A 10,822-nucleotide genomic window follows, 5' to 3' on the forward strand; every position below is an offset into this window, starting at 1 on the left:
CGCTTGAGCGAACGCCCCGGGCAGTGGGCCTTCAGGCCGCTGGTGGCGCTGCTGGAGCGGCTGACGTCGGAGGCGGTGCCCGTGGGCGGCACGGGGCCCGTCGTGGAGGAGGCCATCCGCTTCCGGCATGACCCGTCGCTCACCTTCAGCGCCGGGGACGTCAGCCGCATCCGCGTCGTGCCCCCGTCGGGAGAGCTGGACGGCTCCTCGCACGTGGTGGAGGTGATGACCACGTTCCTGGGGCTCACCGGCGCGGTGTCGCCGCTGCCGGACTACATCCCGGAGGAGATTGCCCAGGAGGACCCGGACTCCGCGCGCCGGCGCGACTTCCTGGACCTGTTCCATCATCGGCTGCTGTCGCTCTTGTACCGGGCGCTGTCGCGCTACTCGCTGCAGGCGGAGACGACGCGGGAGGGCAGCGACGTCTGGTCCCAGCGGCTGTTGTCGCTGGCGGGGCTGGACACCTACGAGCGGCCGTACCCGGGCGCGCTGTCGTCCGCGCAGCTGTTGCGCCTGGCGCCGCTGCTCGCCGCTCGCGCGCGCACGGCGGGCACGCTGGAGCTGGCGCTGACGGACGTGCTGGCGCCCGTGCTGGGCGAGGCGAAGGTGTCGCTGCGTCAGTTCTCCGGCCACTGGGTGGACATCGAGGCGGACAACCGGATGCGGCTGGGGCGGACGAACACGACCCTGAGCCGCACCGCGCTGATCGGCTCCAAGATGTTCGACCGCTCGGGCAGCTTCGACATCCACATCGCGCCCCTGGAGGGGGACGTCTACCGGCGGCTGATGCCGGAGGGGGACTTGTCCCCGGTGGTGCGCGAGGTGGTGGACCTGGTCGTGAGGGATCCGCTCGACTGCTCGCTGGTGCTGGGCGTGCGCGAGGCGGAGCTGCCGCGCTTCCGCCTGGCGACCCAGTCCCCCTCTCGCCTGGGCCACGACTGCTACCTGGGGCAGCGCCGGAGCGACACGCGCCTGCGCCTGCGCACCGTGCCCCTGCCGGCCGCCCCCCGGCGCGCCGCGCCGCCTTCGCCATCCTGACGCCGTCCTTCCGGTGTTCCCACCCGCCGCCAGCCAAACCCCTGGAGCGTAATCATGCGCGTTGAACCCAAGACCCTCGTGCGGCGCCTGACGCCCTCGGCCACGCGGATGCTGGAGGCGGCCGTGTCGCGCGCGAGCACCGCGCGCTGCTACGAAATCATCCCCGAGCACCTCTTGCGCCAGCTCCTGGAGGACGAGGACGGCGAGGCCTCGCGGCTGTTGCGCCACTTCCAGGTGGACCGCGCGAAGGTCATCGGCTCCATCGAGGACGCGCTGCGCGAGCTGCGCACGGGCAACGCGGGCCGGCCCGTGTTCTCCGAGAGCCTGTTCCAGTGGTTCGAGGACGCGTGGCTGGTGGCCTCGCTGGAGCACGGCGCGGCGCGGCTGCGCTCGGGCGCGCTGATGTGGCAGTGGATCGCCCGCTCCTCGCGCTACTCCGCGGAGTCCTACCCGGCGCTGGACGCCATCTCCGTGGAGGCGCTCACGCGCTTCACCAACTCCTTCACGCAGAAGGCGCGCGACGGGAAGATCGACCCCATCTTCGGGCGCGACAGGGAGATTCGTCAGGTCATCGACGTGCTGGCGCGGCGGCGCAAGAACAACCCCATCATCGTGGGCGAGCCGGGCGTGGGGAAGACGGCGCTGGTGGAGGGGCTGGCGCGCGCCATCGTCGCGGGCGACGTGCCGGAGTCCATGCGCAACCTGGAGGTGCTCGGGTTGGACCTGGGCGCGCTGCAGGCGGGCGCGGGGGTGCGCGGTGAGTTCGAGAACCGGCTCAAGGCGGTCATCTCCGAGGTGAAGGGCTCGCCCAAGCCCATCATCCTCTTCATCGACGAGGCGCACACGCTCATCGGCGCGGGCGGCCAGCAGGGCGGCGGCGACGCGGCGAACCTGCTCAAGCCGGAGCTGGCGCGAGGCGAGCTGCGCACCATCGCGGCCACCACGTGGGCCGAGTACAAGAAGTACTTCGAGAAGGACGCCGCGCTGGAGCGGCGCTTCCAGCCCATCAAGGTGGACGAGCCGTCGGAGGCGGACGCGGTGTTGATGCTGCGCGGCCTGACGCCCACGTATGCGCAGTCCCACGGCGTCACCATCCGCGACGAGGCGGTGGTGGCCGCGGTGGAGCTGTCCCACCGCTACATCTCCGGGCGGCAGTTGCCGGACAAGGCGGTGGACCTGCTCGACACGGCGGCGGCGCGCGTGAAGATTGAGCAGAGCGCCCGGCCGGACGAGCTGGTGGAGGCGGAGTCGCGCCTGTCGGCGCTGGAGCGCGAGCTGGGCGTGCGCGAGCGGGAGCGCGCCGCGGGGCACGTGTCGAAGGACGAGGACGAGGGCCCGACGCTGGAGGAGAAGCTCGCCGCCACGCGCGACCAGGTGGCCACCGTGAAGGCCCGCTGGGAGCAGGAGCGGGCGGCGGTGGACGAGGTGAAGAAGGCCCGCGCGGCGCTGGAGGCGGCGGAGCCCGGCGCGGACACCGCGAAGCTGAAGGCGGACGTGGCCCAGGCGCGCGCGAAGCTGGAGACGCTGCAGGGCGAGTCTCCGCTGATCCACGTGGAGGTGGACCCGGACGTGGTGGCGCGCGTGGTGGCGGGGTGGACGGGGGTGCCGGTGGGCAAGCTGCGCAGCAGCTCCGTGGGGGCGGTGCTCTCGCTGGAGGAGACGCTGCGCTCGCGGGTGCGCGGGCAGGACGCGGCGCTGCGCGCGGTGGCGGAGACGCTGCGCATGTCGCACGCGGGCATCCGCAACCCCAACACGCCCATCGGCGTGCTGCTGTTCGTGGGGCCCAGCGGCGTGGGAAAGACGGAGACGGCGCTGGCGCTGGCGGACTCGCTCTACGGCGGAGACCGCTTCCTCACCACCATCAACATGTCGGAGTTCCAGGAGAAGCACACCGTGTCACGGCTCATCGGCTCGCCGCCCGGCTACGTGGGCTACGGCGAGGGCGGCGTGCTGACGGAGGCGGTGCGCCAGCGGCCCTACTCCGTCGTCCTGCTGGACGAGTGCGAGAAGGCGGACCTGGAGGTGATGAACCTCTTCTACCAGGTGTTCGACAAGGGCATGTTGTCCGACGGCGAGGGGCGGCTCATCGACTTCCGCAACACGGTGGTCATCCTCACCAGCAACCTGGCCACGGACGCGCTGATGCAGCTGTACTCGGGCCCGGAGGCGCCGAGCACGGACACGGTGAGCGAGACCATCCGCCCCATCCTCAGTCGGCACTTCAAGCCGGCGCTCCTGGCGCGCATGTCGGTGGTGCCGTTCCTGCCGATTGCCAAGGACGTGCTCAAGCAGATCGCCGAGATGAAACTTTCGGCCCTGGCGGACCGGCTGCACACGTCGCACCGGGTCAAGACGGAGTTCGCCCCGGAGGTGTACGAGGAGTTCGCCCGGCGCTGCCAGGACAACGACTCGGGGGCTCGCAACGTGGACCACGTGCTGCGCGCCTCGTTGATGCCCCGGCTGTCGTTGGAGGTCCTGGAGAGGCTGGCCGCGGGAGGCGTCCCGAGCCGCCTGAGGGTCGGCCTGGGGGCCGGGGGCGACTGGGACCTCGCATTCTCAGACAGCTGATAGTCGGGTGGTGCATCTCGGACCTGGGGGAGGGATGATGCCTCCCGCCGGGCCGTGACGAACTGTCGCGAGGTACACCCCCCGGGGGGGCTTCCCCCCACCGCTTCGGGATAGGAGTGAGCCGTGCTGCCCCTCGTCATCCGAATCAAGGACCTGGAGACGCAGCCGCCGAAGGAGCGGCAGTATGTCTTCACGCACTCGCCCGTGCGCATCGGTCGCAACCAGCTCAACGACATCTCCATCCCTAAGTCGTTCGTGTCGTTGTTCCATGCGCTGGTCCGGTTCAACCAGAAGTCCATCCACGTGGTGGACCTGGGCTCGACGAACGGGCTGAGCATCGACGGGCGGCGCATCGACAAGAACGTCCCGGTGCGGGTGGGCGAGGAGACGCGCGTCACCATCGGCACCATCGAGATGCGCCTGTCGCGGGAGGCCGCGGCGTCGGCGGGGGATGGGCAGTCGCGCATGACGCAGTTCCGCGCGCTGGCCACGCTGCAGGGCCCCGATGATGGGACGCCCATGAGCTTCAAGCCGACGCCGGTGCAGGGGCGCGAGCAGGTGGTGGCCACCGCCATGCTGCCGGCCCTGAGCGACGCGGCGATCTCGCAGTCCCGCCGCCAGGAGGAGGTGAGCCCTCGCACGCTGCTGGTGCCGGCGCTCGACGAGGAGCTGGAGGGACAGGACCCGGGGCAGCGCACCATCATCTCCGGCATCCCCATTCCGGACCCCGAGCCTCCGACGGCGCCCGCGGGCCGCCGCGCGCCGACGAGCAACAGCGTGCGCGTGGTGGCGCCGCCGCCGCCCGCCGCGTCCTCGAACGGCTTGCAGAGCTCCATCCAGCAGCTGGTGCCGCTCTACAACGCGTACCGCAACGCGTGGCAGACGCTGCACGAGTCCATGGTCCGTCAGGCGGGGACGCTGCCGGAGGCGGACCGGGCGTCGCTCGTCGCGCAGCTGCAGCGGCGGCTGCCCGGGGTGGCGCACGAGCCGCAGTTCGGCCAGTTCGCGCGCTCGCTGGGGGTGGCGCTGCCGCAGTCGTCCGGGGGCAACTCCCAGGTGACGCCGGTGCCCGCGGCGCCGGGGGGCGGCAACCGGCTGGATGTGATGGCGCGGGAGCTGTTGGGACAGTTCGTGCGCTCGTACCTGCCGGGGAGCAAGGGATTGGAGTCGGGGGCGGACATCGACCGCTTCCTGGACCGGTTGGCGGATGTGCTGGAGACGTTCGGCCGCGCGTTCGTGGAGCTGCGGCAGGGGCATGACCAGTTCGGCCAGGAGATGGCGGTGATGCTGGCGCGGGACGTGACGCCGCTCTCCAAGAGTCGCAACACGCGCGAGGTGTTGCGCTACCTGTTGGACTGGAAGGCGCCGGACAGCGCGGAGCGGGTGCAGGAGCTGATGGGCGGGTTCGTGGATGTGATGATCCACCAGATCGCCTTGCTCAACGGCATGCGCGAGGGCGTGAAGGACCTGCTCCAGCGCTTGTTGCCGGGCGAGCTGGAGGAGGGCAAGGGCGGCTCGTTCTTCTCGCGGCTGTGGCCGTTCCAGGCGTCGCGCAAGCTCAAGCGGCTGGAGGAGCGGCTCAGGACGCTGATGGAGGAGGAGCGCGAGCTGAGCGCGGTGTTGTTCGGTCCGGAGTTCGCGAAGGCGTACCACGCCATCGTGGGTGACGCGGCGAACAAGAGTGGTGATGGGGAGGTCTCAGTGGTGTCCAAGCGCCGGGCTCGGGAGTCATCAGGGACATGAGGAAGACACAGTCGTTGGTGTTGGGGTGCGCGTTGGCGTTGGCGGGGTGCAAGAGCACCGCGCCGGTGCGCGCGGCGCCGGCGGTGGCGGCGTTGTGTTTCTCGGAGCGGCCCACGGGGGTGCATGCGCTGTCGCCGGACCAGTGGCGGGCGGAGGTGCTCTATCCGTTGCTGCTGAGTGGTTACGACACGCGGACGTGGCAGGTGGCGACGCCGGTGACGGATTGCATGGGGACGCCGGTGCTCTGGCAGGACCCGGCGCCGGGGGAGTGCGTGGAGGCGGGCTCCACGGCGGCGATGTTGCCTCCGACGACGCTGACGGCGGGGGACGTGGTGGTGAGCGAGATCCGTCCGGAGCTGCGGCTGGTGTGGGCGGTGGCGCGTCACTTCGCGGATGGAGAGGGGCTGGGCCCGGTGGCGTTGGTGGAGTCGACGCCGCGAGGGTTGGCGGTGCGGGCGCTGGGGGTGCTGCGCTCGAGGACGAAGAACGCGAGGTTGCGGTTGGAGCGGATGGGGGGCGTGGACCTGCTCGTGGCGGAGGGTGAGCGGTGCGCGGGGCCGATGGGGACGGCGTGCCAGCGCGCGGTGCGGGTGTTGTTGCAGCGGGGCAACCGCTTCATCAACGAGCCGGTGTTGACGGCGGAGGGTGCGTGCGCGAGTCCGGCGCTCTTCCAGCTGAACCGGACGGCGTCGCGCTCGCTGCCGAGCCGGTGGCTGCGTCGCTACGACTACACGGCGGCGCTGAGCTTCGCGGCGGACGCCATCCGGTTGCAGGAGCAGATGGTGGTCAACGACATGGACCCCAAGCAGCCCAGCATCCCGCCGAGGCAGTTCCGCAAGGCGCAGATCGACCGGAGCGTGAAGATGTCCTCGGGCCGCCTCGTTGTCGACGACTCCTCCCTGTGGGGCCGGCTGCTGGAGGACGGCGCGACCGAGTCGACGAAGTAGACGTCTTGGAGGGCCCCGGTGACGAGGCCCTCCTCGGGCCTACGCGGCCCCCGCTGTGGCGAGCAGGGCCCTCAAGTGCGTGAGGTACGCCGAGGACAGTCTTTCGAGCGTGCCCCTCGCGTGGAGGTTCTCGCTGTACGCCCACGCCAGGTGGAAGGTGCCCTCGGAGACGTAGGCCGTGATGTCCAGGACGCGCGAGCGCGGGCCAGCCGGTGCCCGCTCGGGCCCGACGGACTCCGACGCGGGCCGCAGCGGTGCGTTGCCCGAGCGCACCAGGTCGAAGTGGCCCAGGTAGTTGAAGCACACCTCGGTCCTCGGCAGCCGCGCGAGCTGCTCTCGCACCGCCGTGTCCCGGCTCAGGTAGCGCAACACCCCGAAGCCCACGCCGCGGTTGGGCACCGCCTGGAGCTGCTCCTTCACTGACTGGAGCAGTGTGCCCGCGGAGGCCCCCGCGGGCTCCTCCACCACCACGGGGCTCAGCGCCGTGAACCACCCCACGGCGCGTGACAGCTCCACGCCCTCCAGAATCGACTCGCGGCCGTGGTTGTCCAGCTCGAGCAGATGCGCCGCGCGGCCCGTCCACTCCGTCAGCGCACGCACCAGCGCCGCGAGCAACACGTGGTCCACGTTGACGCCGTGCACGTCGCGCATCCGGTGCAGCAACACGCGCGTCTCCTCCTGCGTCAGCGCACCCTCCACCAGTCGTGTCGAGCCCTCGAGGTTCCGCCCCTCCGGGAAGTCCCGGGGAATCGGCGCCACCCGGCCGTAGACCTCCGAGGTCCACGTGGGCAGCTCCCGCCGCGCCTTGTCCGACTGCGCGTACTCCGACAGCTTCCGCGCCCACGCCTGATACGACGTGCTCTTGGGCGGAAGCTGGAGCGCCTTCCCGGCGCCGAGCTGCTCCCACAGCGTCTGCAGGTCCTCCATCAACACCCGCCACGAAATCCCATCCGTGGCCAGGTGGTGGACGATGAGCAGCAACCGCCCAGGCTCCTCGCGCCCCCAGTCGAAGAAGGCCACCCGCATGAGCGGCCCCGCGGACAGGTCCAGGCTCTTCTGGAGCGAGGTCGACAGCCGTTCCTGCTCCTGGACCCGCTGGCTCGCGGACAGCGCGCTCAAGTCGTGGTGGCTGAACGGCACCGGCACGTCGGGTCCGGCGTAGGACTGCTCCCACCCCGCGGAGCCCTGCACGAAGCGCAGGCGCAGCGAGTCGTGGTGCCGCATCAGCTTGCGCACCGCCTCCTCCATCTGCGCGGGCGACAGCCGCTGGTGCACCTCGAACAGGAACGCCTGGTTCCAGTGGTGCCGCTCCGTCGGGTACAGCTCGAAGAAGCGATTCTGGATGGGCGTGAGCGGCAAGGTCCCGGACACCGTCTGCTCGTCGGCGGCCTCCTCGGGGCTGCGCACGCGCGCGGCGAGCTCCGCGAGGCTCTGGCACTCCAGGATGTCCAGCGGCGTGAGCTGCAACCCGGCCTGGATGGCCTTGGCGACGACCATGATGCTCAGGATGGAGTCGCCCCCCAGCTTGAAGAAGTTGTCCGCCGGGCTCACGTGCTCCACGCGCAGCACCTGCTTCCAGATGTCCGCCAGGAGCAGCTCCGTTGGCGACTGGGGCGCCTGCGCCTCCGCCGGCTTCGGAGCGCTGGGGCTCACGGGCTCGGGCAGCGCCTTGCGGTCCACCTTGCCGTTGGGCGTGAGGGGCAGCGCCTCCAGCACCATGAAGACCGCCGGCACCATGTACTCCGGCATCTGCTGGGCGAGCCGCTCGCGCAGCGGCTCGGTCGCGAGCGTCTGGCCCGGGTGCGAGACGAGATACGCGACGAGCCGCTTCGTGCCCACGTCGTCCTCGCGCGCGAGCACCGCCGCGTCACGCACCTCGGGCTGCTGGCAGAGGATGGCTTCGATCTCCCCCAGCTCGATGCGGAAGCCGCGAATCTTCACCTGATGGTCGATGCGGCCGAGGAACTCGAGCGCTCCATCCGGGAGCCGCCGCACCACGTCTCCCGTCCGGTAGACGCGCTCCTCACCGAATCTCACGAAGCGCTCGGCGGTGAGCTCGTGCCGTCCCAGATAGCCGCGCGTCACACCCGGTCCGCCGATGAACAGCTCCCCCGGCACACCGACGGGAACGTGCTGCCGGTGGGCATCGAGGACGTGCGTGGTGGTGTCCCCGATGGGGAAGCCGAGCGGCACGGTGGGCGCGGGCTTCGAGGCCAGCCGCGGTGGCACCGCCCAGGTCAACACACCGATGGTCGTCTCGGTGGGACCGTAGTGGTTGATGACCCGGCACTCCGGAGCCAGGGTCTGCACCCGCTCCATCAGCTCCCATCGCGACGCCTCGCCGCCCAGGACGAGTCGCTGTCCCGGCAGGACGTGCTCGGGACGGGACGCGGTGAGCAGCGCCGTCAGGTGCGAGGGGACGATCTTCAGGCAGTCGATGCTCCGCGAGTGCATGTACTCGGCCATGGCCTCGGGGTTCGAGGCTCGCTCGTCGGAGATGATGTGGAGCGCTCCGCCCGTGGCGAGCGCCGGGAAGACCATGGTGTTCCCCAGGTCCGCGGCGAACGTGGACACCGTGGCGTAGCGAAGCCCTGGAGGCACGTCGAGGACGCGGGCGATGCCCGACAGGTAGTGGCTCAGGTTGCCGTGCGTGATGCCCACGCCCTTGGGCCGACCCGTGGAGCCGGACGTGTAGATGACATAGACGAGGTGCCGCGGCTCGACGGTGAGCGGCGGATTCTCGCGAGGCCGTCCTTCAAGCTCCTTCCATTGTGAGTCGACGCAGAAGACGTGCGCCTCACCGAGAGGAATCGACGCGCGGAGGGACTCCTGCGTGAGCACCACGGGCAGGCGCTGGTCCGACATCATGAACGCGAGTCGCTCCGGTGGGAGCCCCGGGTCCATCGGCAGGTACGCGCCGCCGGCCTTGAGGATGGCGAGCAGTCCGACGAGCAGGTCGAGCGAGCGCTCCAGGTACAGACCCACCACGCGGTCCGGTCCCACGCCGAGCGATTGCAGCTGCGCGGCGAGCTGGTTCGCGCGCTCGTTGAGCTGTCGATAGGTGAGGGACCGGTCCTCGGAGACCAGCGCCGTGGCGTCCGGTGTGGCGGCGGCCTGTTGCTCGAACCGCGCGTGGAAGCACGTCGCGGGCGACTCCAGCGCGGGGGCCGTGTTCCACCGGACGAGCTGCCGCTGCTCCTCCGGCGTCAGCATGGACACGGAGTTGATGGGCACATCCGGGTTGGCCGCGATGTTCTCCAGCAGCTGGCCCAGGTGGCCGAGCATCCGGCGGATGGTCTCCGGCTTGAAGAGGTCCGTGCTGTACGCGAAGGAGGTCTGCAGACCCTCGGCGGCCTCGCTCATGAAGAGGTGGAGGTCGAACTTGGTGTAGTTCCACTCCGTCTCGAGCATCGACACGTCGAGCCCCGCCATCTTCAGGTGGCCATAGGGGCTGTCCTGCAGGTTGAAGCGGACCTGGAAGAGGGGCGAGTAGCGAGGGTCTCTCGGAACCTGGAGCGCCTCGACGACCTGCTCGAACGGGACATCCTGGTGCGCATAGGCGCCCAGGGACACCTCACGCACGCGACGCAGCAGCTCGCGGAACGTGGGCTCGCCGGACAGGCGCGTGCGCATCACCAGCGAGTTGACGAAGAAGCCGATGAGGCCCTCCAGCTCCGCGCGGTTGCGATTCGCGATGGCCGTGCCGACGCTGATGTCGTCCTGCCCCGAGTAGCGTGAGAGCAGGAGCTGGAAGCCCGCGAGCAGCGTCATGAAGAGGGTGGTGCCCTCCTTCCGACTGAGGCGCACGAGCGATTCGAGGAGCGCGGGCGGCAGCGTGATGCTCTCGACGGCGCCACGGAAGGACTGGGAGGGAGGACGCGGGAAGTCTGTCGGCAGCGGGAGGAGGGACGGCGCGCCCGTGAGCTGCTCCTTCCAGTACCCGAGCTGAGCATCGTGCCGTTCACCGTTCAGCCACTGGTGCTGCCACACGGCGAAGTCGGCGTACTGGATGGCCATCGGCGCGAGGGGCGAGGGCTCGTCACGGGTGAACGCGGTGTAGAGCGCGCTCAGCTCGCGGAAGAGCACTTCCAGCGACCAGCCATCCGAGACGATGTGGTGCATCGTCAGCAGCAACACGTAGCGTTGAGGCGCGGTCCGCAGCAGCGTCGCGCGGATGACGGGGCCTTGGGCGAGGTTGAAGGGGCGCTGCGCTTCTTCCACCGCCAGCGCGCGCGCCGTCTCATCGGCGTTCGGCTGGGTGGAGAGGTCGAACAGTGCCAGGTGCAGGGACTGCGACGGCGCGATGAGCTGGAAGGGTTGGCCGTCGTGGAGAGCGAAGGAGGTGCGGAGGGACTCGTGACGCGCCATGAGGGCGTCGAGAGCGCGCTGGAGGGAGGGGAGGGAGAGCTCGCCGGAGAGGTGGATGGCGAGAGGGACGTTGTAGGCGGCGCTGCCGGGCTGGAGCTGGTCGATGAGCCAGAGGCGCTGCTGGGCGAAGGAGAGAGGGAGGCGAGAGTCCCTGGGGG

Annotated in this window: 5 protein-coding genes; 4 read left to right on the plus strand and 1 reads right to left on the minus strand. The window is 70.5% G+C overall.

From position 1 onward, the window contains the following. Nucleotides 1–3: 3 nt before the first annotated feature. From tssG to FL311_RS46125, 4 genes are all read left to right on the plus strand, one after another. Nucleotides 4–1,038 carry a type VI secretion system baseplate subunit TssG gene (gene tssG, locus FL311_RS17955; RefSeq protein ID WP_228556927.1) on the plus strand — a complete coding sequence of 345 codons (1,035 nt, stop codon included), beginning with the start codon at nt 4–6 and terminating at the stop codon, nt 1,036–1,038. A 54-nt stretch (nt 1,039–1,092) separates the two neighbouring features. Continuing rightward, the gene (gene tssH / locus FL311_RS17960; protein WP_141326407.1) at nt 1,093–3,606 is read left to right on the plus strand and encodes a type VI secretion system ATPase TssH; all 2,514 of its coding nucleotides are present in this window, start codon (nt 1,093–1,095) and stop codon (nt 3,604–3,606) included. Nucleotides 3,607–3,729: 123 nt separating this feature from the next. Further along, the gene (locus tag FL311_RS17965; RefSeq protein ID WP_141326409.1) at nt 3,730–5,349 is read left to right on the plus strand and encodes an FHA domain-containing protein; all 1,620 of its coding nucleotides are present in this window, start codon (nt 3,730–3,732) and stop codon (nt 5,347–5,349) included. Further along, complete coding sequence (locus FL311_RS46125; protein ID WP_141326411.1) at nt 5,346–6,296, plus strand: hypothetical protein; 951 nt, start codon at nt 5,346–5,348, stop codon at nt 6,294–6,296. The genes FL311_RS17965 and FL311_RS46125 overlap by 4 nt, the downstream gene beginning before the upstream one ends. A gap of 39 nt (nt 6,297–6,335) precedes the next feature. Here FL311_RS46125 and FL311_RS17975 read toward each other — a convergent pair. Further along, the coding region (locus tag FL311_RS17975; protein ID WP_141326413.1) for a non-ribosomal peptide synthetase at nt 6,336–10,822 on the minus strand (4,487 nt) is incomplete at its 5' end.

The sequence above is a fragment of the Myxococcus sp. AB025B genome (genome assembly GCF_006518215.1).
Lineage (GTDB): Bacteria > Myxococcota > Myxococcia > Myxococcales > Myxococcaceae > Myxococcus > Myxococcus fulvus.